The organism is Amycolatopsis sp. NPDC051371, assembly GCF_040682155.1.
Classification (GTDB): Bacteria; Actinomycetota; Actinomycetes; order Mycobacteriales; family Pseudonocardiaceae; genus Amycolatopsis.
Window position 1 is genome coordinate 341,597 of record NZ_JBFBAG010000003.1, and the last position, 21,400, is coordinate 362,996.

Genomic DNA, 21,400 nt, shown 5'->3' on the forward strand with positions numbered 1-21,400 from the left:
TTTGTGGCACGTCATCGGGGTGTCCTTTCGGGCCTGGAGCCGAATCTCCTGTGTAGGAAGGAAAAGTCAGGGTGCCGAGGCTGTGTTCGGCACGAATCGCTCTGCTTCGCCTGATGCTTCGGCGTGCACGTGCAGGTGCATGCCTGGCAGCACCGCGGCGGCCTCGCCACGGACACTCACAGACACCGTGTCCGCGCCGCGAGACACCTCGAGGGCGGGGTTGCGCAGCGGACCGGCGGCGAGGTCCTCGAGCAAGCGCCGACCGACGGCCAGCCCGGTGCCGGTGGTGCCGTACTGAGTGCGGGCAGCAGCCAGTGCCTCGGAGGCGGCCGCCTGGGCGACGTGCGTGGCGTGCGACCACACGGCGAACTGGATGATCGCCAGCAGGGCCAGCAGCAGCAATGGGGTCGCGATGACCAGTTCGACGGTGATCTCGCCGCGGTCTCCGCCCACGGCCTGCCGGAGGCGTGCACGCATCCGGCGAGCGCGGTCGCGTGGTCGCTGCCGGTACTGGCGCCGGTGGTGGTGGTGGTTTTGGATGGGTCGGGCGAGCATCGTCAGCCGAGCCCGAGGTCGATCGATTCCGCCTTCGCCGTGAGCTTGGCGACGATGATCGCGACGATGACGATGGCGGCGATGGCCATCAGTGCCGTGACGATGACCGTGGTGGTGATTTCGCCGCGCTCGGCGTCAGCGCCCAACAGGGTGATGCGCGCTCGCATCAGTTCCCAGAGACTACGCATGTGGTGCAACATGACATCCATCTCTTTCCGTTGTCTTGCAATACCTTCCTCGCGACACAGCGGGCGGCCAAGCCCAGCTAGAGTCCATTAAGGACTTGAATTACCGCCGGATAGGCGATGAACCCGAGGAAGCCGAGGAACAGCAGGGTCACCGGCAGCGCCATCCGTTCGGTGGCCGATTGAGCATCGGCCTCGGCGTCGGTGACCTGATGGGTGCGCAGCGCTTGTGCCTTCGCCGCCAGGGATGCCCGCACCCGAGCGCCTTCGGTGCCGGCCAGCGAGATCGACGCGGCGAGTTCGGCCAGTTCGGTGATGCCGAGTTCCTCGCCGAGCCGGCGCAGCGTGTCCCACGGCGTGGTGCGGGTCAGCTGCGCGGCGCGCAAGGCGCGGCGGATCTTGCCGAACGCCGGGCCCGCCCCCACAGCGGCAGCGTCGTGGAGGGCGGCCTCGACACCAGCGCCGCCGGCGAGGGTGATCCAGACAAGGTCGAGGAACGCCGAGAGCGCGCTGCGGAAATCGCGTCGCAGCCGGGTCGCCTTGGCCCGGACGTCGAGATCGGGGGTCAGGAAGCCCAGCACGGCAAGCACGAGCCCGGCCAGCAGCGGCACCTGCACACCCGGCGACAACCCACTCAAGGCGAACAGGGCCTGCAGCAACCACGGCGCCACCAGCCCGGCCACGGCGAGCAGGCCTTTCGCGGCGAGGTGGGTGTTGGTGCCGCGGCCGGTGATCCGCAGATCATTCTCGATCGCGGCGCCAGGCAGGCCGAGCCTCCGCAGGCCGGGCACGAATATCCGGCCCCACGCAGCGACCCAGACGGAGTCGTCCGCGTCCACGATCGGCGCGGCCGAGGGTCGCGCGCTGATCTGAGTGAGCCGGTCACTCAACGCCGGGCGATGCGGCCAGACCCAGGTCGCCAGCAGCCACAACCCGACGCCGATACCGGCGCCGAGGACGAGAGCGGGAATCATGAGCGCCCGCCTCCTCCGGCGACGGTCTCGCCACCGTCACGTGCGCCGGGCGGCCCCGCAGAGTCCAACACCAGGACCTTCACGTGACCCTCGCCTGCCGCGATCCGGGCGAGCCAGGCGAATCCGCCGGCGAACAGACCACCGATCACCAGAAGGACGGCTTGGCCGGCGGCGGTGTTGTAGACGTCGAGGTAGGCGCGGTTGAACACCACGACCCCGGCGGCGAACGCCACGGTGGTGGCGACGATGACCCGCACCGACGTGCGCGTCCGCGCCCGCCCTGCCTCCACCCGCATCCGCATCGCCGCCTGCCCACGAGCGGTGATCGCCAGCGAGCCGAGCAAGTCGCCGAGCTGCCGGGCCTGATGCTCCGCGGCAAGGACCAGCGCCGCGAGGACGAGGTCCGCGGTCGGATCGTCCAGCTCGCGCGACAACGCGCGCAGTGCCGGCGCCAGGCGCTGCCCGCTTTCCAGCCGCGCCGTGAGCGCGGTGACCTCGCCGCGGATCGCCGCGGGTGCGAGCGGGGCGGTGGTGAGGACGGCTTGTTCGAGCCCGGCCGCCGCCGAGAGCACGTCGCGCAGCATCTCCGTCCAGGACGCGATCGCCTCGATCCGGGCGACCCGGCGCGCGTGTGCGCGGTCCGGACCGACCAGTCGGGGCAGGAACCACACCGCCGCGGCGGCCAGCACCGCGCCGGCCACCCACCCGGTCACCGCCCCGGCCCCCGCGCCGACGGCGACCACCATCGTCAGGCGCGCCACTGCACGCCGATCGCCGGCGACGCGCCGCAGAGCACGAACCAGCCCGGCACCACGCGACACGGTCGATCCTGCCGTGGCTCGGGACCAGGCGGTGACGATCAGCAGCACGCCCACGGCGATTCCCAGCCCCGGCGCGGCGGCGACGGCCGTGGTGGTGTCGATGCTCATGGCGTCCACCACCCCTCCGGCCGCGCCAGCAACTCAGGGTCGAAACCGGCCGCGACCAAGTCGTCGAGGGTGTCCCTGCGCAACGCCCCGGCCACGGGCACCGCGCGGCGGTCCGGGCCACGGCGGTAAACCTCGTTGGAGATCACCGCCCCGGCCTCGGCGTCGACCACCTCGCGGACCGAGGCGATCACCCGCGTCGTGCGGTCTGCCGCGCGGTCCAGGTGCACGACGAAATGCACCGCGCTCGCCACGAGCAGCGCGGTGGCGTCCAGCGGCAGCCGTTCCGGGCCCTGTGCGGCGTAGGAGGCGAGCCGGGTGAACGCGATCTTCGAGCTGGAGGCGTGCAGAGTGGCCATGGAGCCGTCATTGCCCTGGGACATCGCGTTGCACATCGGAATGACCTCGGGCCCGCGGATCTCGCCGACGATCACCCGGTCCGGGCTCATCCGCAGGCCCCAGCGAACCAGCTCGGCCTGATCGATGGCGCCCTCGCCCTCCACGTTTGGTTCGCGGGCCTGCAGCGCGGTGACGTCGGCGTGCCGCTGCGGATCCAGCCCGAGTCCCAGTTCGAAGGCGTCCTCGATCGTGACGAGCCGTTCCAGCGGGTCCATCTCGCCGGCGAGGGCGCGCAGCATCGTGGTTTTTCCGGCACCGGTGCCGCCGGTGATCAGCACGTTCTTCCGCGCCCGCACCAGCGCGCGCAGGAACCGCTCCAACCCGACGTCGAGGGTGCCGCGGCGACGCAGCTGGGCGAGGGTGGCAGCGAGGTAACCGTGCCGCCGGATGGTGCAGGCTGTCACTCCGCCTGCGGTCAGGCCGAGGACCGCGAACAGTCGCTCGCCGCCGGGGAGTTGCAGGTTCAGAGCGGGTGACCCGCGGTCGAAGCGGCGCTCCTCCGAGGACGCCCGCGCGGCCAGGGTGCGGATCAAGTCGGTCAGTTCATCGTTCGAGGCAGCCACCGGTGCGGCCTGGGTGCGTCGGCCGTCGGAGTACTGGACGAACACCCAGTCGTAGCGGTTGACCGCGATCGTCTCCACCGTCGGATCGGCCAGCAACGGTTGCAGGCCGCCAAGTCCGAACACCTCATCCAGCACCTGATCGACGAGTCGCGTCTCAGTGCTGGAGTCCGCCAGTTCCCGGCCGGCGACCAGCTCGGCCTCGCTGTGCGCGGCGAGGGCGCTCGCGAGGACTTCACGGGCGATCTCCCGCCGCCGCGCAAGCGGCAGCGGGCCGTCGCCCGGGCGGGTCACCCCCTCGATACGTGCGGGCAACTCAGTGGTGAGCGCGTGCCGCAGCCGCGCGCGCAGCCGCTGCGCGGCGTCCGCCGTGGACGGTGGCGTGGAGGGCATGCTCCCGGTCACCTGCGTGGCTCCGTCCCGGTCGAGGGTGACGGGCTACCGCCCCCAGACAGCTCCCCCACCGGTGACTGGTTGCGCCCGGGAGCCAGGTCGGCGCGGCAAGGGTGAGCGGGTGCGCTGCCGCGGACGCGGGAGTCCGCGGACGGTGCTTCTGCGGTGCTCGTGTCGGCGGCCGTCGGCGATGGGACGGCGGAGGTAGATGTGGCCAGGGTGAGCGCGAGTGCGGCGACGTGGCGGGCCAGTCCGCCGTTACGGCGGCGGCGCGCGGGCGGTGGTCGATGGGCGGTCAGGGCGGCTGCGGCCGCCGGATCGTGCGGGAGGCGCCCGATGGTCGGCACGCCGAGCTCGCGCTCGACCTCGGCGGTCGGGTAGCCGTCGCCGGTGAGCAGCAGTCCGGGCCGTGGCGTCCAGCGGGCCAGCTCCCTCAGCCGTGCCGCGGTGTGGGCGAGGTCCTCGCCGTGCGTGCCGCTGATCAGTACGAGTGCGTCCGCTTGGCGCGCGATCGCCTCGGCGGGTGTGCCGGGATCGACCCGGCCGCAGTCCGCCAGCACCGCGACGCCGGGTTCGCGGGCGGCGGCGGGCAACAGCTGGGGCTGGGCGCTGGTCAGGATGTGCAGGGCGGCGCGCGTGTGCCTGCTGCCGGGCGGGGCGAGGAGCACGCGCGCGCCATCGGGCAGTGCGTGGGTGTGTTCCCACACGACCTCGGGGCGAGGCTGCCGGCGTGCGGCGGCGGCGAGGCTGGCCAATCCGGGTGTGGTCGGAAGGTGCAATCGCATCGCCAGGTCACCGCCGGCTGGGTCGACCTCGGCGATCAGCCGGCGGGTGTGTGCGGGGTCGGGCCAGTGTGCGGCGAGGGCGAGGGCCAGGGTGGTCACGCCCAGCGAGCCGTGAACCGAGCACAAGGCGATCAGCATCAGCGGTCACCGCCCGCGGGCTCCATCACCAGAGCGAGCTGGCCGGCCGGGACCTGGGCCAGCGTCACAGCATCGGTGGATGTGAGCTCAAGCGAGACCACGGTGGTCTGGTCCGTGCCCGCGGGTGCGACGCCGACCATGGTGGCGCGCCAGGTCGTTCCCGCCACCGGCGCCGCCGCGGTGGTCGTGGGTTGCGTGGCGGCGGTGACGATCACGGTGATCGGGGTGCCGGCGGTCAGTTCGGGCGGGAATTGCCCGGGCTTCACCCCGACCGCGACGATCGCGCGGCCGACGGCGGGCAGCCGGGCAGGGCCGACGGCGTCCGGCGTCAACAGGGCTCCGGGCCCGAGGGTGGTCGCCATCGGACGGCCGAGGACGCTGGCGATCTCCTCGGCCGGGACGAGTGCGGTACCTGGCGATGCAGAGACGTCGACCGCGCGGAGGTCCGCGCTGGCCAGCACGTGCCCGACGGTGACGGGCCTGGCCACGGCCAGGGTCGGCGTCCGGTCCTGGATGCTGGTGGTCCACCAGACGGTTCCGCCGGCGCACACGCCGACGAGCAGCACCCCGGCAGCCAGGTGCGGCACCCTCCGCGGGCCCCGCCGGGAAGTCGGTGTCGCGGGTTCGCCGGTGCGGTCCAGCCACGACGCCGGCCTCGATGCGCCAGCGGGCTTCTGCCCGCGTGCGGGTGTGTCGGTACCGGTCACGAGAGGTCCTTCCAAGGTGTAGCTCGCCCGTGCCGCGCTATCGGCGATGTGCGCGAAAATGGGGTCAGGGAACGAATGTGGTGGTGCGGGGACGGGCGAGCGGGATTTATCCGGTACCGAGCGCCTGCATTTCGGCGACCCGCAGGGAGGCTGCGGCGCTGGTGGTCAGGTCCGAGAAGGCGCCCGCGGTGCCTCCGCCGGCCCAGGTGACGCGCCACGACACCGTGACGGTGATCGGGAACCACTCACCGGGGCTGCCGGCCGAGGACCTCTGATAGGTGTGTCCGCAATCCGGCGATACGGCCTGCGCGGCACCGCCGGCGGGGAACGGGGTTCCGGGACCGGTGCAGGTCACGGTGGTTCCGTCGCCGGTGGACCAGGACACCGAGGTCGGGGTCGCGGTCGCGGTGACCGACACCGCGGGCACCGCTGCCGTTGCCGAGTGCGGCTGCCACATCGCCCGGTCCAGCCACAGCCACGTCGGCAGCCGGACCAACTGCGTGCCGGCCGGGCTCGACGCGATCAGCGGGCTGGGCAGCCGCAGCTGCGAGCGGGCCTGCTCGGCCAGCTGCTGCGGCGAAGGCACCTCGGCCGTACCGGGGGCTTGTCCGTCGGCGATCCACACCGGCGCCCGGAACAACGCATCGCGCGAGCCCTGCCCGGAGCACTGATAGACGTACCACGCCCCGCCCTGACCGGGCGCCTGCACCAACCAGGGTTCTTGGTAGCGGGCTTGCGCCCGGGACGCGAACTGCACGCCGTGGGCCGTCGAGTGGTGCAGGCGATGGCTCGCGGTTTGGACTCCATTGGACGGTGGCTCATAGTCGCTGCGGACGTAGGAGCAGGCCGCCCGGTTGTCCTCGCCACCGACAATCCGGTCGCCCGGCGGCATCGGCGTGTCGCGCTGCCCCTTCTCGGGCTTCGGCGCGCCAGTGCGGGGGTCTGGCCGGGGCGCAGGCGCGTCACGGCCACGTTGGCCCGCGCCGAGCTCGCAGCCGGGATAGGAGCTCTGTCCACAGTCGACGTCGCCGTACCAGTCCCCGGCCAGCGCAGGGTTCATGCTCGCCAGCATCACCGCCGACGCCGAAGCGGCGACGATGCCGAACCGGCGGGCGGCGGTCAGCATGATCCAGTTCCTTCCACGGCGAACCGAATCACCCGCCAGGAACCGTCGACAGCCAGCTTCACTTCGGCATGGATCCGGTGCTTGCCGCCAGGTTCGTCATCGGCCGGCTTCCCGTTGTCCGCCCGGAACTTCAGCCAGGTGCTCGCGTCGGAGCAGTCGCTGATCACGACCGATTTCGGGTCGTACTGCGAGTCGACGGACTGGGCGACCGGGGAATTGCTCGGGGCACCCTTGCTGATCAAGCCGTTGTAGTGATCGGCGTAGAGCTGGCGCGAGAGCACCGAGAGGGCGTCGCCGGTGGCGTGCTCGGCCAGCCGGGGCGACCGCCAGTCCGAGCTGGTCGCGACGGCGGCAACGTCGCGCCACATGCCCAGGTAGGCGTCGACCGCCTGCTGCCTCGCCGTGCCGGCGGGCGATGCGGTCGTGACTGTCGCAGCAGCGGCGCTCGGCACGCTCGCAGAGGAAGCCGGGGCGTCGGAGCTGCTTGAGCTGCAGGCGCTCACGGCGAATCCGAGGACGGCGACGGCGACGAGGCGCGGGCAGGTGCGCGTCGGTGCGCTCCCCCGCCGGCCGCACGCGAGCGGAATCACGGTGTACACAGGCAAGATGGCGGGCAGAGTGATCATGCGAGGCCGGGAGGGGTCGTGCAACTGTCGGTGAACGGCCTGTGGTGGGTCCTCGGCGCTGCTGTCGTCGGCCTGGGGATCGGCGCAACTACCAGCACGCTCACCCGACGGTTGGTGCGGCGGGAGCGTGAGATCGCTGGTTCGTGGTGGCTGGGTGGCGGGGTCACCGCGGTGCTGCTGGCGCTGGTGGCGTGGCGGGTCGGTGATCGCGGCCAGGTCGCGGTGTACGGATTCGCGGCGGTGCTCGGCGTGCCGTTGGCGATCGTCGATTGGTGCGAGCATCGCCTGCCTCGGCAGCTGGCCTGGCCGCAACTCGCGGGCGTGATCGCCGGTTTCGGGGCCCTGTGCCTGGCTCGTGACAACGTGGACGCGGGTGTGCGCGCGGGCGGCGCCCTCCTGGCCGCCGGTGGGCTGGTCCTCGTGCTGGCCGTGCTCACCGACGGCGGTGTCGGGGCCGGGGACATCGTCGTCGCAGCCGTTGTCGGCGCTCTGACCGGCTGGACCGGCTGGCCGCAGGTGGCGGGCGCGCTGGTCGTCGCTTCCCTGCTGGGGTTGCTGCTGCTCGCCGTCCCCGGCGCGCACCGCCGCGACGAGCGGGGCCACTCCACGGTGCCGTTCGGGCCATGCCTGTTCGGCGGGGCACTCGCCATGCTCCTCACCGCTGGCTGACTCGACCGCGGCGACAACACCGCGTACGCGCGTCCCTGCGCCCACGGCGTGCAGGTGCCCCGCAGTGACGCACGCGGTACGCGGCATGGGGCGGAGAACGAGCTCTGCCTCGCGTGACGCTTCCGGCGCGGTGAGCACAGATTCGGTGGGTCGCGTCAGCGGCTGCTGTGCGGAGGCGAGGTGGCCGTGTGATTCGTTCATGGTTGCGCTTTCGTTGGACGAAGGGTGGGGAGGCTGCCGGCGGTGGAGGGTGGATTCGCCGGCAGCCTCCCGGGAGGCGGCCACCATCGACGTGGGGAGAGGTGGCCGCGGGCTCACGAGCCCCGAGGTGCTCTCGCTGTGGTCGGCGGGCCGTCGACCACGACGGATTCGGCAGCAGAGCAGGCTGGTTGGCGTCGGTGGGCTCGCAGTGCGAACGCGGCGCGAACCCACCGACGCGGTCGCGGGTCAGCCGCAGAGGTTGACGATGTTCCAGTTGTTGATGTGCAGGTAGGACGAGTGCACGTAGCCGATCGGCCCGTAGTTGACCTGCCCGAGGACCCACACGCCGGCCATGGTGGGATTCGTGCGGTAGCAGTAGGGCACGAATCGCTGGCCGTAGTAGCCCAGGCCGACGATGCGGTAGTTCGTGCCGGGGCCCGTCCGGATGCGCACTCCGTCGCCGGACACGTAACTCGCCGGCAGCGCGGCTGCCGCGGCCGGCCGGACGGCGTTCACCGCGGTGGTGGCGTGCGGCGCCGCTCCTTCGCGGGTGCCCGGCAGCGCGGCGATGCGGGCGCCGTCCGGTCCGGAAGCCACCGCCGAACTGTGTGCCGTGGCGGGGCCTGTCCCGCCGAGCAGGCTCGCCACCGCGGCAACGGCGATCAGCCCGGTCTTCGCTATTCGAGTCAATGACATCGGATCTCCTTGTGAACTTTCCTGGAATGAAAGTCGCAGGGAGTCATCACCCGGATCGTCTACGATATGGATGCGCGAGATAAATGCGCCTGAATTCCATTTCGGAGCGAAGGCCGTGCTGCCAAGTTCCCCAACCTGACGGCCTTTGCGAAGCCCGGTACTAGCTGGATGATCCCCACGATCAGCGCCTGTGATTGCTGATGCCGTCCACGCTGCCCAAGAAAACAATCGAAGTCAAGGGCGCCGAGGCGGCTTATTTGATTTGTCGAACTACCCTATTCAGGGCAGCATTTATTGTCGGTCGACGTGCGGATTGCGCGACATGGCTCGTCAGTGTCTCGATGTCCCTGCCGCGACCGGCGGGACAGATTCGGCTCGCGGTGGCGATTGAGCCCCGGGCCCTACCACCAGATCCGGGTGCCGTCGGGAGTCACCACCGGCGCACCGCCGGAGGATGCGGCGGTGATCGAGCCCTCGCGGGTGTCGGGGCTGACCGAGACGGCGGCCGGGGCGGACTGGTGGGTCGTCGCGGCGGACGCCGCGCCCGCTCCAGCCACGATCCCGGCGACGATGAATGATCCGGCGAGGATGGCCCGGACGATCTGGATGTTCTGCATGGCGGTTCCCTTTCGATTGGTGCGGCAGTGGCCGCGGTGGCGTGTTTCCGGTGTCCGCACCAGACTTGTGCGGGTGCTTGTGGGTGGCCGCGGGCCTCACCGGGTCACGGCATGCACGGATGGAACGGCGAGCCGTTCGTGGCAGCGGCCGAGGAGGTACTCACGGCGCAGTTCGGCAACACGGGTCTCGGCGAGAGAGTCCAAGCCGGAGAGGGGGACCACATCCTCGTTGAACGCGGGATCGGTGCGGAACTCCAGCAGCTCGGCAGGCTCGTACGGATCCAGGTTTACGCCTACGTGTTCCACGCCTGGTGCGATGTAGACGAACGAGCCGGGGCCGTGCACGGTCGGCGTCATGTCGGGGCCGGTGAGCGACGCGATCCTGCCTCGCACGACGTAGACCTGGATCTCGGACTCGGCATGGATGTGCGCGAGCGCGTGGTGGCCGCCGGCCATCCATACCTTCCCGGACGACAGGGTCCGGATCGGGGCCAGACCGGAGTGCACCGCGACGGTGAGCTGTTGTCGCCGTGGCCCCATGACGGGCTCGCCGAGTTCCCCTCTCGTGATCTGAATGTCGTTCTGAGTCATGATCGTTTCCTCTACGTGTGCGGACTTTCCGGCTTGAGTGGGAATCTGGAGACGGTCGGGGTCATGCCCGATCGCCGTAGGTGTTGGCGCGTTGTGCGCGCCGGTGACGACCGGTTCCGTGGCGAGGCACGGCCCGAGTGGGCTGCGGCGAGAAGCCGGGAATTCGAGCGATTACGTCGAGCAGGTAGGCGATCAAGGGGCCGGTTCCGGCCGCGAGCAGGAGCGTGCCCGGCGACAGCGCGCCGATGTGGATGGCGTTCGCGGGCCCGAGCAGCGCGACGCCTCCGGCGACGAACGCTGCGTCGATGGCGATGCGGGTCAGCGCAACGCGTCTGGCTCCGGCTCGGCGGTCATCACTGGGCGGGCCGGAGAATGCCATCATGAGTCCGTCACGTGGAAGCCTGCCCAGATTGGCTGATAGGTAGACGGCGACGCCGGCGGCGAAGACGAACCCGCCGGACGCGAAGGCTGCGACTCGTATCGGAAAGGCGTCGAGCGCGGGCAGCAGCGCCAGCGTCCCGTCGGCCACGACCGCAGGAATCACGAGGGCGGCGACCGTCCCGACTCCAGGTTTGAGCCTGAGCGGGATGAAGGTCATTGCGAGTGCCAGCTGGCAGACGATGATGCCGCTGCCGAACGTCCAGCCGGTCGCGTGGCTGACCGCGGCGTGAAGGACGTCCATGGGGACCATGCCCAGTCGTGACCAGACCAGCAACGCGATACCAACGCCCATGGCCATAGTGCCACCGGCAAGTGCGGTGAGGCGTCCACGCAGTTGAAGCTCACTAAGGCCGACTATCGAGTGTGACCGTAAAGGATGTGTTGCCATTTCCTGTCTCCAAACGCTTTCGGCAGCCACCAACCAGGAAGAGCTGCGTTTTAGCCCGAGACGCCCTCACTGAGCGGCCCGTTCGTTCAATCCGGCCCTGTCGCCGAGGAGACTTCATCGACCGGCCGGCTTTTCCGGAGCACTCCACCGATCGGACAGCGCGAGACGCCCGAACGCTCAACCCGCGAACGGTCTCGAACGTCGCTCGATAACGACCCCGATGACCACTTACCGCACCAGCTGCAGCAATCGGCCCCTCAACGCAGTCCGAACTTCACCCGCATCGTCGCCCTCGGTGCTACGGCCAGGCGGCTCCGGTAGGTGGGCGAGGCATACAGCGACTCGCTCGAAGAGGAACGCCGTCGACCACGAATTGACCCGATATGCGCTCGCCAGGCGGAAGCCAGCTGTCGTCATCCCCATCAGCGGGGCATGCTCGCTTTCGCACAGGACAAATCCGGCGGTTCGCGGCCTTCGTCGTGGATCGATGTCGTAGGCGACATGCGCCCACCCCGTCTCGTCATCACGAACGATGAGCACCGTGCTCACACATGGACACCCATACAGGTTCTCATCCGAGGTAATCATAGGTGCCTCAATTCCAGTGGAAAGCCAACTGCGAGGAAACGCTCGGACTAGATCCCTTTCTGCAAATACCGCTCAACTCGTCGCTGAGGCACGATCAGCAGGGAAGAACACCGAGCCCCGCAGGCCCCGAGGGCCAGCGCCAGCATTGGGGACTGGGTGAACGATAGACCGATCGGGGCCCACGACGTCAATGCGCGAGCGCGCGTATTCACTACTCGGCGTGGCATGCTGACACCGACGCAGTACGAGCCTGCACGTAGCTGCAACGAATGGGCGCACATGTTTGCCACGGCGAGTAGCAGCCGCCACACGCAGTGGTCTTGATTGAATTGCCATCATTGGGCCACGACGGAGGCGTGCTGAGTTTCAATTATCCGATCGATATTCGGGCCCATCGGACTACTGCGCATCGCCCACCGTTGTCGGTTTTTGTCGCCGCGGCGACCGATCTCGCGTACGTGTCAGCACGTATGCCCTGTCTTCGGGGCTACGTGGTGATGCCGTGACGAACTACGTGTGTGCGCCGATGACCGGGCGAGACCCGTCCACCATGCTGAGACCAAGGAATCTCATCGGCCGACGACGGGGAACGGCGTTCAGCGAATCATCATTGCGGTGGTTCGGCCACCTTGCACGGCGCTGCGGAGTCGTCGTGCCGGATCGGTCACGGCCGTACGCGTTCACGGCTCGTTTCCGGACGACGGTCGGACTGGAGGGTGACCATGACCGCGGAGATCTTCGACTGGGAGCGCGCCCACGAAGCGGCAAAGGCGCAGCGGCAACAGGGGGCTGTGCATCAGGCGACCTTGCCCAGCGGTGTGACCGCATGGGTAATCGGGGATCACGCTGATGCGCTGGCTGCTCTCACCGACGAGCGTCTCAGCAAGGACAGCACGGGCATACACCGTATTCTCGGCGCTCAGCTACGGCGCGCCGGCGAAGCTCCCGAACTGTCGCGGATGTTCGGCTCGTCGAGCATCCTGTTCATGGACAACCCTCGTCACGATGAGCTGCGTCGGCGGGTGTCCAAGGTCTTCACACTCCGGCGGGTCCAGCTGCTCCGCCCGGACATCGAGACCCTGGTCTCGCGGATGCTCGAGGACCTGCCTCGCAACCGCCCAGTCGACGTAATCGAACACCTCGCGTTCCCGCTACCGCTCGTCGTGATTTGCGAGCTGCTCGGCGTACCGCTGGACGAGCGTCATCAGTTCCGCGACTGGACGACCGCCTTGATGGAAGACGTCCCGGACCGGGTGCTTCCTGCCTCGCGCGACATGGAGGACTACTTCGACAAGCTGATCTTTGCCAAGCGCGCGAGTTCGGACGATGGTCTGCTGTCGGCGCTCGTGGAACTGGCCGACCATGGCGAGTTGAGCGTTGACGAGGTGATGGACATGGTGTTCTTGTTGTTTGTCGCCGGACATGAAACCGCGACCAACTTGATCGGCAACGGTGTGTACCACCTGCTGGCCGATCCGCAGCGCTGGCAACTGCTAGGCCAACGACCGGAGCTCGTTCCCGGCGCCGTCGAGGAGATCTTGCGATTCGACAGTCCAGTCCGCATGGCAACCTACCGCTGGACCAGGGAGCCGGTTCAGTACGGCGGCGTGGTGATCCCCGCCGATGAGATCGTGCTGGTGTCCTTACTGAGCGCCGGCCGCGATCCGCAGCGGTATCCGGACGCCGACAACTTCAACGTGCGCCGCAACGCGACCCACCTGTCCTTCGGACGCGGGATCCACTACTGCCTCGGTGCTCCTCTCGCGCGGATGGAAGCCGAAGTCGCGTTCACTGCGGTGACCCGCGAGTTTCCGAACGCACGCCTTGCCGCGGGAATCGATCATCTGCGCCACAATCCCAGCGTCATCATGAACGGCTTCAGCGCGTTGCCTGCGATACTCGGCGGTCGTTGAGCGGCAGCTTCTTCCCCGCCCGCGTGGCCGCATGGCTCGCTCCACCCAAGGACCTCGGCGCCTGATCGCCAGCGGCCTCAACGCGCCGCCCCTGCACGCCGAGCATCGTCATGCCTCCAGCGGGGCGACGGTACGCAGGTACCACACCGCAATGTCCGTGCGGGTACTCAAGCCGTACTTGGCCAGGATCCTTTGTACGTGCTTCTCCACCGTGCGGTGACTGATTCCAAGTCTTTCGGCGATTTCTTCGTTGCTCATCGGTTTCGACACCAGCTTGGCAATCTGCAGCTCGCGATCGGTCAACTTGTCCGCGGCCCGCGGGGCGGCCGAGACCTCATCTTCAGTGTCGAATTGTTGCAAGGCTGACGCGTAGACCTCCTCGATCGACGCCGCGGCGTTTTCCCCAACCTTGAGCTCAACCTCGAACCTGTCCCCGAACCTCTGGCGTGCGTGAGCCTCAACAGCACGCTGCACGCGCAAGAATTGCGACAACCCCACCACGCTGGTCTGGGTCAGTCGCTGAGCGACGCGCGCGCCTCCGAGCAGCCTCGCACCTTGTTCGAACCTGCCAAGCCGCAGCAAGATCAGGGCGATCAGCCACAGTGCCCAGGGTGGGCCCCACCGGTCCTTGATCGCCACTTGGATCCGCAATGCCTCCTGCGCAAACTGGATCGCAGTCCGCAGGTTGCCGTGGAGCAGTTCGGCCAGCCCACAGGTCCACTTGGCCCATGAAATGCACCACTCCGCCCGCGCTGCGGTGGCCGTCTCCAGTACTCGGGCACCCGCCGCGAACGCGGCGTCCGCGCTGCCCAGGAACACAGTCGCCATCGCACCGTACAGTGCCGCCATGTACGCACTGCCGTGATCGCCGGACTCCGCGAAAGCGGCCTCCGCACGGCCAAGCAGCGCAATGCTGTCCCACGCACGATCCTGATCCGGCTCGGCCAGCCACAGCCGACAACCGCGGGCATACAACAGAGGTCCGAACGAATCCTCGCAGCCGAGGCGGGCAGCGAGTCGCTCGGCCGCCTGCAGGACAGGGCCTGCGGCATCGGTGCCCTGAATCTGCGCAATCCAGGCGATCTGGCTCAGGGCCGCAGCCTGACCCATGCTTGGTGTGTTCTGGTGTTGCTTCTCAAGCGCGCGGGTCAGCATGCGCCGGCAGTCGGCCAGCACACCGGCGAACACAAACGCACGCGACGCGGTGATGTCGACAGCCAGCTGAAGGCCCTCGTCAGCCGTCTGACCCGATGACAGGAGAAACTCTTGGGCAGCACGCGAGTTGGGCAGCTCGGCCCGCATCCGAAGCATCAGCGCCGGCTCCTCCGGACCGAACCACTGCTCACGTACGCTCGACGCGAAGTCGAGAACATACCGTGCGTGCGCGGAGCGGAGAGCCCACTCTTGTTTCGCCTCTGACACCAACTGCAGGCCGAACTGTCGGATGAGTTCGAGCATGCGGTAGCGCGTGTGGTCTCCTGTGGCTTCAGCCAGCAGCAGGGACTTGCGGACGAGATTCCGCAGCAGAGCGGGCACCTGAGAGGCATCGATACCGGCTTCCGGACAGACCGCGACGGCCGCGTCGAGATCGAATCCGCCTTCGAACACCGAGACGGTGGCGAGCAGGCGCTGTTCCGACTCATCCAGCAGGTCGTAGGACCATTTGATGGTCGCATGCATCGTGCGGTGGTGGCGTTGTTCAGACAGGCCGTCGACGAGTAGCCGTAGCAGTTCGGGATGCTTGGCAATCTCCGCAAGTGTCATCACATCGAGTTGCCCGGCCGCCAGTTCGATGGCCAACGGCAGACCGCCCAGCATCTCGCACAGACGTTGCGCCAGCGGCAGCTCGACGTTCGTGATCGTCCGGCCTGCGGCCTGTGCGCGGTCACGTAGCAGGCGCAGGGCATCAGCCGAGGACAATGGTTCGATGTGCAGTAGGTGTTCGCCCGCTACGCCCAGCCTGACTCGGCTGGTCGCCACCACGGTCAGCTTCGGTGCTGCCGGCAGCAGGGTGGTCAATAGCCGGGACACTTGTCCCTCGCCGAGGGCTCCCTCGGTCAGGTGCTCGCAGTTGTCGAGCATCAGCAGCGCGCGGCGCTCCCGAAAGAACTCGCGTAGCCGGGCGACGGGCGAGCCGTCCGCGTTGTCCAACAGGCCCAGCTGGTCCGCGCACGCTGCCGCGACCAGGTCATCTCGTGCCGGGACGTCCACCAATCGGACTACCCAGACTCCGTCTGGGTATGACCGTTGTACCTCAGGTTCAGCGGCCAGCCGAAACAGCAGACGGCTCTTGCCCACACCGCCCAAGCCAAGCAGGGTGACCAGGCGCGCATTGCGCAGACGAGCCTGGGCTTGAGCAATCAGCCCGGACCGACCGACGAAGCTGGTCAATTGCGCGTCCTCGACCGAAGCCAGCAACCCGTCTGCCCGCTCGTCCGTCGACGCATCGCGACCAGTGGCCGCTGGGCCGGCTTCACGGCCGTCCTCGACCACGCTCTCCCCCGCCCTGTCCATCTGACGCGGCCACCGAGGTCTCATGGCATCGACCACGACCGTCAACCTGGACCTCCGGCTGATCTGCCACTCGCGCCAGCGGGGCAGAATCGGCCACGCTGAACGCGGACCTGATCTCGCCCTTCATCGCTGGCACCTCCCCTTGTCCGCAGGCCCCAGGGCTTCCCCAACCTCGTACCCTGGACCGCATTCTGATGACCAGTATCGCGGCCTGAGCAGGGCGTTTACCAGAGTTGGGTGACCCGATCGTGCCTCCTTTTGAAAAGGAGACACCCGAAGCAGATGACTTGTGTTCCCCCCTGACGATGAGACAAGGCGCATCGTTCGGCTCTGGCCGCCGATTCCGGTCATCTGGCAGGCTGTGGCTCATGTCCACGAATCCCGGCGCTAAGACCGGCCCGACGGAGCTCAGCCGGTCACGTGGTGGGCAGCGACAGAGCACGTCACCGACGCTCTCCGGCATCGAGTTCAATCGAAACCCGTCCGAGGCGTACACCTGGCTGCGCGCGCATGCCCCGGCCCACAAGCTTGAGCTGACCGCGACCACATGGACGTGGCTATTGACCCGCTACGACGACGTGCGCGCCGGGTTGCAGGACTCGCGGCTGTCAAAGCGACCGGCCATGGCGTCGCCTCAGTGGCACAAAGTGCCGCTGGGCCTGCCCGCCGACCTACGCGAGAGCCTCCTCGCCCAGATGTCCAACGAGGATGGCGAAACCCACCTGCGGCTCCGCCGCGCGTGCGCTGCGGCGTTCAGCAGCGGACGGCAGCGCAGTCTGAACACGCAAGTCGACACCCTCGCAGGCGTGCTGATCGACCAGCTGCAAGGGCAGCCCACCGCCGATCTCGTCGCCGACTTCGCCTACCCACTCAGCATCGCCGCTATCGCCAACCTGATCGGTATCCCGCAGCAACTGCTGCACCGACTGAGCCAATCTGCCCAGGTGATCGCCGAAGGCGGAGTCCCGTTGGCGACGACGCTCGCCGCCACCGATGAACTCGAGGCAGTCTGCGCAGAAGTACTCGACCTACACGCGCACCACCCGAGCGAGGGCCTGACCGCAGACCTGCTCGCGCAGATCGACGCGGGCACTCTGAGTCGGCACGAAGCCGTGGCCAACCTCTTCGTGATGGTGGTCGCAGGCCACGAGACCACCACGTCGGCGATCGCATCGGCGATTCTCGCGTTGCTGGCCCACCCGCACGACAAGGCCCGCGCGCATGCAGAACCCTCTTACCTCACGGCGGTCATCGAGGAAACACTGCGCCTGCAGGCGCCGATCCAGAACGCCACCTGGCGGTTCGTGACCGAGCCCCTGACTCTGGCCGGTCAGCCGATGAATCCCGGCGATCCGGTACTGCTGTCGCTGCTGGCTGCCAACCGCGACCCTGACATCTTCCCGGACCCGGATCAGTTCCGACCGGGCCGCACCGGACGTCACCTCGCCTTCGGCGGTGGACCGCACGTGTGCATCGGCGCGGCAATGGCCCGCGCTCATGCCGCCACCGCGGTCAGTATGGTGCTGGACCGCCTGCCAAGCCTGCAGCTGGCCGTACCCGAGAGCCAACTCGAGTGGTGGCCTAACGGCATCACCCGCGGCCTAACGCATCTACCAGTACTCATCGACCGGCGATGACTGGGCGCTACGAACGGCCACACTCGCAACAACAGCCACTACGGTCCAGACTCATCCATGGCATCAAGCTGCGTCTGGATGACGTCCGCTTTAGCCTGGTCCACGTCTCGGACCAGGGCTTTGGCCTCAACCCAGCACGCCCGGGCCTGCTCAGGCTCGCCCAGTAGCGCCAGCGCGCGGCCGCGCTCATCAAGCGCGTCGGCCTCCCCCCACAGATCGTGCCCGGAGGCGCGGTAGGCCTCCAGGGCGATCTCACTGTAGGTCAGGGCCTGCTCAAGCAATCCGAAGTGCCGGTAGGCCCGCGCCAGCGGCGCTGCGGCGTACCCACGACCTTGCTCGTCCTGCTCGGCGGTGAACCAGTCCAATGCCTGCTTGCCGTGCTCAAATGCGCGCTCCCGATCGCCCAGCGCGCGGAACGACCTGCCGAGGTGCACGCGCGCTGTGGCCTCGCCCATCGCGTAGCCGATGCGCTGGGCCTCGACCATCCCTCGTTCGATCTTCGCGGCCGCCTCGGCATAGTCGCCGAGCTCGTGGGCGATATTGCCTAGTCCGATGTACGCCCACACTGTGGACACGTCCGGCCCGATTGAGTCGGCGAGCTCGGCGGCCACCCGGTAGCAGCCACCCGCAGCATCGAGCCTGTGCAGGCGTCGGTGCACTTCGGCGAGATTGACCGATGCACGTGCGATGCCGAGCGCGTCGTTACCCGCCTCGGCTGCCGCAATCGCCGCGGTCTGGCTGGAGACCCAGGTCTCCCACGGACGTGCGAACATCAGGTAGTCCAACCAGAGAACCGGGATCCTCCAGCCCATCTCGAAGAGCCCGTACTCGCAGGCCAGAACGCTGACGCCGGTGACATTGCCGATCTCTCCGGCAAACCAGCGGAAAGCCGAATCGAACGATGCGAACGCACACCGCGGTACTCCGTCGGCCGGTGTCCCCAGGTCCATCTCGTGGTCCCGGTTGGGCACTAAAGCCTTGAAGGCGGCGCCGGTGGCCTGCCAATACCACTCGACCAACCGTCGCACCGCGGCGACGCGCTCGCCGGCATAGTCAGGCTGCGACGCCTCGTCCGCGGCGAACGCCCGGATCAGGTCGTGCATCGCGAAATGCGTCGCCGACACCGCACGGACCAGATGAGCGCTGGTGAGTTCGTCCAGCTCCATCCGCACACCGGCCTGGCCCGCGCCCAACAGCGCCGCGGCCGCTTCCGCGCTGAAGGTGGCACCGGGATGCAGACCCAGCAGTCGAAACAACTGCCGAGAGCGGGCCGGGAGGGTTCGGTAGGACCAGGCGAACGCTGCGCGCACCGACATCTCGGGTACCTCGAGTGTCTGCAGCCGCTTCGCGTCGGCCGCCAACTGCTCGGCGAGCTCGTCCACGCTCTGAAAGGGGTTCGCTGCGATCTTCTCCGCCGCGATCCGGACCGCCAGCGGAAGCTGTGCACACAGCCGCACCACGGTGCGCAGCGCCGCCGGCGAGGTCGACGAGCGGTCCTTACCGATCCGGTCGCGCAACAGCGCGACCGCTTCGTCATGCCGCAACGGCGGCAGCGTCAGCGAATCGGCGCCCGGGTCGATGATCACACCGCTGAGCCGTTTACGGCTAGTGATCAGCACCGCGCACGTCGCCGTTGCGGCCAGCACCGGCCGGACCTGCTCTTCACCCAACGCGTTGTCCAGGATCACCAGCATCCGGCGCCCGTAGAGCAGACTGGCCAGTAGGCTGGCGCGTCGCCGAGTCTCTGGCGGTATCCGCTGCGGGCTTACACCCGCACCCAATAGGAGGCTCTCCAGAATCTCGCCGGGCTCGGCCGGGGTCCCGGCGCTGTAGCCGCGCAGGTCGACCCATAATGCCCCGTCGAACTCGTGCTGCGCCTGGTGCGCCCAGGTCAACGCCGTGGAGGTCTTCCCCACCCCTGGCGGACCATCCACGACAACCACCGACGGCACCTTCTGCGCGTCATCGAGTAGCAGCTGATCCAGCTCTTCGAGCTCGGAGTCGCGGCCGACAAACGGCCGTGGCCCCGGTGGCAGCTGAGTTACACGCGCCATCGCCTCGTAACGGGCTGCCTCGAACAGCACCACTAACGCACCCCCAGCCTTCAACAGATCGTCTGCGTGCTGGGCGAACTCCTGCGACGGCACCTGCTTGCCGGACAGCACACGAGCGACGTAGGCTGGGCTAAAGTTGAGCGTGCGCGCCAGTTCCCGTCCTGAACTAAACCCCAAGGCCGTGGCACGCCTGGATAGCGCCTCTCCGTATTGTTTTGCTGCGGTGCGCGTCTCCTGGTGCGGGCCGAGCCCCTGGCTTCCCTCTTCCCCGTTCTGGTTGCTCATCGGTGCCCTCCCTGACCTACGGCTTACACCAAAACCTGCACATCCTCGTAAGAGCAGGTCTTGGTACAAGTGTCAGCGTATCGTTAGACAGCGCTTTTTCAGCCGACGACCGGCAACCTCCGTCGCACTGGCCTCAGCGCACTTGCAGTGTTTACAACCGTTACTCCTCTGAATCGCGAGCGGCGCCTCGGTCACTGCAGCCAGCAGCCGATGCTCGAACACACCCTGGATCGCAGCGTCGTTGACCCATGAGGGAAGCTGATCCAGCCGCACTCGCCCCATCAGCACGTCCAATTTGTCCGGCACATCAGCCAATGACATCACGTGGTGAAACAGGACCTCACCTGCCACGTCCTCGCCGTGCACGATGACCTTGTCGCTCTCGGCGCGCAGCAGTGCCAGCATCATGGCCGCCGGATCCCGCAGCACCTCCCGCGCCCAAACGGCGCTCACTTCGCGACCACGGGCATACTCCGGAGAGGTCTCATAGCTCAAGCGCAGCGCCGTACCGGAGATCGCGCCGCAGGGGCCGGTAAGGACGGCGACCTCCGTGTAGGTGTGCGTGGCTTCGCCGCCTCGCGGGACGGTAGCGGTCGCCGGGCTGTAGCCGGGTCGCCGAGGTGAAGTGGCCGACGACCATCCCGCCGGTCCGCTCGTTCTCGTCGGTCGAACGTCGGTATGTGACCATGCCTAGGGCCGCGTGCCGCCGCATGCCGCCGGCACCTCTACCCGTGGAGATCCCTCGTCAAAGTGCGCCGGTGGACGGCATGCGGCTGCATCGCTGTTCTGCCGTCGGGCCGGCGGTCGCCGTGCCCAACCCGGGCGTTTCTGCGGCATGCCGTGCTCTACATTTTTGCGCCGGGACATCACGCAGTTTCCGGGCTTGGGGTCGGCGATCATGATCGCGGGTACGTCGGGCAAAGCCGGTCATCCCGTGCGCAACCGGCTCGCCGTCCGTTAGTCCAGCCGAGCCGGACGCCGCAGCGACCACTTCGCAGCTTGCACGATACCGAGGCCCGCCAGCAGGAACACCGTTCCGAGTACGAGCCAGCCCGGCTGGCCACCATCGATGAGCAGGCTCGTCATGATCAACGGGGACACAGTCTCCGCCGTGGCCGAGCCCGCGGCGGCCAGGCCCTGGTACTCACCTCGTGCGGTCTCCGGCAGGCGCGATCGAGGAGTTCGGCGAAGGACGCGGGATTCGACGTCATTGTCCACGCGGCCGGTCACGGCGCGGCGGATGTCCGGATCTGTGGGTTGGTTGTCCGTGAGAACCTCTCGTTTCCTCACGAGACTTCCGGTGTGACTGACGTGAACCGGCGCGACGTCGTCGTTGTGGTGTGCGCGGGTGTGGTGCTGCTCGACCTCGCCGGGCCGATACAGGGTCCTCAACGGGCCGGGCGGGCTGCCGGGTGAGCCACGCCTCCCTGGA

General features: G+C 68.4%; 20 protein-coding genes. 3 read left to right on the forward strand and 17 right to left on the reverse strand.

Features of this window, described 5'->3' with window-relative positions:
• Positions 1-66 precede the first annotated feature (66 nt).
• The 9 genes from AB0M59_RS06125 to AB0M59_RS06165 all read right to left on the reverse strand — a co-directional run bounded on the left by AB0M59_RS06125 (position 67) and on the right by AB0M59_RS06165 (position 7,374).
• Complete coding sequence (locus tag AB0M59_RS06125) at positions 67-477, reverse strand: TadE/TadG family type IV pilus assembly protein (RefSeq protein WP_364609513.1); 411 nt, start codon at positions 475-477, stop codon at positions 67-69.
• A gap of 80 nt (positions 478-557) precedes the next feature.
• Positions 558-764: a hypothetical protein gene (locus AB0M59_RS06130; RefSeq protein ID WP_364609516.1), complete on the reverse strand. Its 207-nt coding sequence runs from the start codon at positions 762-764 to the stop codon at positions 558-560.
• A gap of 56 nt (positions 765-820) precedes the next feature.
• On the reverse strand, positions 821-1,714 hold the full coding sequence (locus tag AB0M59_RS06135) for a type II secretion system F family protein (protein WP_364609519.1): 894 nt from the start codon (positions 1,712-1,714) through the stop codon (positions 821-823).
• Complete coding sequence (locus tag AB0M59_RS06140) at positions 1,711-2,643, reverse strand: pilus assembly protein TadB (protein WP_364609522.1); 933 nt, start codon at positions 2,641-2,643, stop codon at positions 1,711-1,713. The genes AB0M59_RS06135 and AB0M59_RS06140 overlap by 4 nt, the downstream gene beginning before the upstream one ends.
• Positions 2,640-3,992, reverse strand: coding sequence for an ATPase, T2SS/T4P/T4SS family (locus AB0M59_RS06145; RefSeq protein ID WP_364609525.1), 1,353 nt, complete (start codon positions 3,990-3,992; stop codon positions 2,640-2,642). The genes AB0M59_RS06140 and AB0M59_RS06145 overlap by 4 nt, the downstream gene beginning before the upstream one ends.
• Before the next feature lie 8 nt (positions 3,993-4,000).
• The gene (locus tag AB0M59_RS06150) at positions 4,001-4,915 is read right to left on the reverse strand and encodes a carbon monoxide dehydrogenase maturation protein (protein WP_364609528.1); all 915 of its coding nucleotides are present in this window, start codon (positions 4,913-4,915) and stop codon (positions 4,001-4,003) included.
• Positions 4,915-5,502: an SAF domain-containing protein gene (locus AB0M59_RS06155; RefSeq protein WP_364609531.1), complete on the reverse strand. Its 588-nt coding sequence runs from the start codon at positions 5,500-5,502 to the stop codon at positions 4,915-4,917. Before AB0M59_RS06155 ends, AB0M59_RS06150 begins: the two co-directional genes overlap by 1 nt.
• 226 nt (positions 5,503-5,728) lie before the next feature.
• Positions 5,729-6,748, reverse strand: coding sequence for a hypothetical protein (locus AB0M59_RS06160; RefSeq protein WP_364609534.1), 1,020 nt, complete (start codon positions 6,746-6,748; stop codon positions 5,729-5,731).
• Positions 6,742-7,374, reverse strand: coding sequence for a hypothetical protein (locus AB0M59_RS06165; protein WP_364609537.1), 633 nt, complete (start codon positions 7,372-7,374; stop codon positions 6,742-6,744). The genes AB0M59_RS06160 and AB0M59_RS06165 overlap by 7 nt, the downstream gene beginning before the upstream one ends.
• Before the next feature lie 18 nt (positions 7,375-7,392).
• Between AB0M59_RS06165 and AB0M59_RS06170 the strand changes: the two genes are divergently transcribed.
• Complete coding sequence (locus tag AB0M59_RS06170; protein ID WP_364609540.1) at positions 7,393-8,043, forward strand: hypothetical protein; 651 nt, start codon at positions 7,393-7,395, stop codon at positions 8,041-8,043.
• 447 nt (positions 8,044-8,490) lie between these two features.
• Here AB0M59_RS06170 and AB0M59_RS06175 read toward each other — a convergent pair whose 3' ends face one another.
• The 4 genes from AB0M59_RS06175 to AB0M59_RS06190 form a co-directional block, all read right to left on the reverse strand.
• Positions 8,491-8,940 carry an SH3 domain-containing protein gene (locus AB0M59_RS06175; protein ID WP_364609543.1) on the reverse strand — a complete coding sequence of 150 codons (450 nt, stop codon included), beginning with the start codon at positions 8,938-8,940 and terminating at the stop codon, positions 8,491-8,493.
• Between the two features lie 401 nt (positions 8,941-9,341).
• Entirely contained in the window at positions 9,342-9,557 is a 216-nt protein-coding gene (locus AB0M59_RS06180; RefSeq protein WP_364609546.1) for a hypothetical protein, read from the reverse strand.
• Positions 9,558-9,653: 96 nt separating this feature from the next.
• On the reverse strand, positions 9,654-10,148 hold the full coding sequence (locus tag AB0M59_RS06185) for a hypothetical protein (RefSeq protein ID WP_364609549.1): 495 nt from the start codon (positions 10,146-10,148) through the stop codon (positions 9,654-9,656).
• Positions 10,149-10,209: 61 nt separating this feature from the next.
• Complete coding sequence (locus AB0M59_RS06190; protein ID WP_364609552.1) at positions 10,210-10,887, reverse strand: hypothetical protein; 678 nt, start codon at positions 10,885-10,887, stop codon at positions 10,210-10,212.
• Between the two features lie 1,400 nt (positions 10,888-12,287).
• On the opposite strand from AB0M59_RS06190, the gene AB0M59_RS06195 reads away from it, so the two are divergent.
• Positions 12,288-13,478 carry a cytochrome P450 gene (locus AB0M59_RS06195; protein ID WP_364609555.1) on the forward strand — a complete coding sequence of 397 codons (1,191 nt, stop codon included), beginning with the start codon at positions 12,288-12,290 and terminating at the stop codon, positions 13,476-13,478.
• Positions 13,479-13,586: 108 nt separating this feature from the next.
• Here the strand turns inward: AB0M59_RS06195 and AB0M59_RS06200 are convergent, their stop codons facing one another.
• The gene (locus tag AB0M59_RS06200; protein ID WP_364609558.1) at positions 13,587-15,971 is read right to left on the reverse strand and encodes a LuxR C-terminal-related transcriptional regulator; all 2,385 of its coding nucleotides are present in this window, start codon (positions 15,969-15,971) and stop codon (positions 13,587-13,589) included.
• A gap of 389 nt (positions 15,972-16,360) precedes the next feature.
• On the opposite strand from AB0M59_RS06200, the gene AB0M59_RS06205 reads away from it, so the two are divergent.
• The gene (locus AB0M59_RS06205) at positions 16,361-17,629 is read left to right on the forward strand and encodes a cytochrome P450 (RefSeq protein ID WP_364609561.1); all 1,269 of its coding nucleotides are present in this window, start codon (positions 16,361-16,363) and stop codon (positions 17,627-17,629) included.
• A gap of 38 nt (positions 17,630-17,667) precedes the next feature.
• Here AB0M59_RS06205 and AB0M59_RS06210 read toward each other — a convergent pair whose 3' ends face one another.
• From AB0M59_RS06210 to AB0M59_RS06220, 3 genes are all read right to left on the reverse strand, one after another.
• Positions 17,668-19,968: a tetratricopeptide repeat protein gene (locus AB0M59_RS06210; protein WP_364609564.1), complete on the reverse strand. Its 2,301-nt coding sequence runs from the start codon at positions 19,966-19,968 to the stop codon at positions 17,668-17,670.
• Between the two features lie 72 nt (positions 19,969-20,040).
• Complete coding sequence (locus AB0M59_RS06215; RefSeq protein ID WP_364609567.1) at positions 20,041-20,463, reverse strand: hypothetical protein; 423 nt, start codon at positions 20,461-20,463, stop codon at positions 20,041-20,043.
• Positions 20,464-20,925: 462 nt separating this feature from the next.
• Positions 20,926-21,198 (reverse strand): hypothetical protein, encoded by a 273-nt coding sequence (locus AB0M59_RS06220; protein WP_364609570.1) that lies wholly within the window; start codon positions 21,196-21,198, stop codon positions 20,926-20,928.
• Positions 21,199-21,400 lie beyond the last annotated feature (202 nt).